The following is a 1077-nucleotide window of genomic DNA, read 5'->3' as shown; positions in this document are numbered from 1 at the left end:
ACCGTCTTAAACAGTATCCTCACCAGTTTTCTGGTGGTATGCGTCAGCGTGTGGTTATCGCGATCGCTTTGGCTGGTGAGCCAGATCTGATCATCGCCGATGAGCCAACCACGGCACTGGACGTATCAATCCAAGACCAAATCCTGAATCTTATCCGTGAGTTGTGTATCCAAAACAATGTTGGTTGTATGTTGGTTACGCACGACATGGGTGTGGTTTCAAACGTTACAGACCGCGTGGCGGTGATGTACCGTGGCGATCTTGTTGAGTTTGGGCCAACGGCAAAAGTGTTGGGTAACCCAGATCACCCATACACGCGCAGCTTGATTTCGGCGGTTCCTCGCTCAGACAGAAAGCTCGATCGTTTCCCTCTGGTGAGTTACATCGAAGAAGCGACAGAAATGAAGTCGCTAGACATTAAGAATCACTGGCTGGGTCAAAGCCAAGATCAGCGTGAGTACACTGGCCCGTTGTTGGATGTGAAAAACGTCAACCTAAGGTTTGTGACTAAGGACTCTTTGTTTGAAAGCCGCCGTGAGTACGTGCAGGCATCGAACAATGTGAGTTTTGAGGTGCACGAAGGTGAGACGTTTGGTCTGGTGGGTGAGTCAGGTTCGGGTAAGTCGACCATCGCGCGCGTGATTGCTGGCTTGTATGAGCCAAACTCTGGCCAAGTGAAATTTGAAGGCATCGATCTCACGGCGATGAAGTCGGAAAAAGAGCGTCGTCCGATGCGACGTCAAATGCAGATGGTGTTCCAAAATCCATACACGTCTATGAACCCTCGTATGAAGGTGGCAGACATTATTGCCGAGCCAATTCGTTTCCATAAACTCACCAAGAATGAAGCAGAAACACGTCAAATCGTAAATGATTTGCTTGATCATGTTGGTTTGGGCCGCATGGCTGGCGTGAAATATCCTCATGAATTCTCTGGTGGTCAGCGTCAGCGTATTTCGATTGCGCGCGCCCTGGCAACTCGTCCTCGACTTTTGATTTGTGATGAACCGACATCAGCGTTGGATGTGTCGGTACAGGCACAAATTCTGAACTTGCTAAAAGATCTGCAAAGTGAGC

At 49.3% G+C, this 1077-nt stretch carries 1 protein-coding gene; it reads left to right on the top strand.

Going from position 1 to position 1077, the window contains the following annotated elements; all coding sequences use genetic code 11:
* Positions 1-1077 (top strand): ABC transporter ATP-binding protein (locus R8269_RS25975; protein WP_318223009.1); only part of this gene is annotated, 1077 nt, incomplete at both ends.

The sequence above is a fragment of the Vibrio sp. Vb0667 genome (assembly GCF_033391095.1).
Note: the sequence above shows the minus strand (reverse complement) of the source record. Positions and strands in the feature narration are given on the sequence as shown.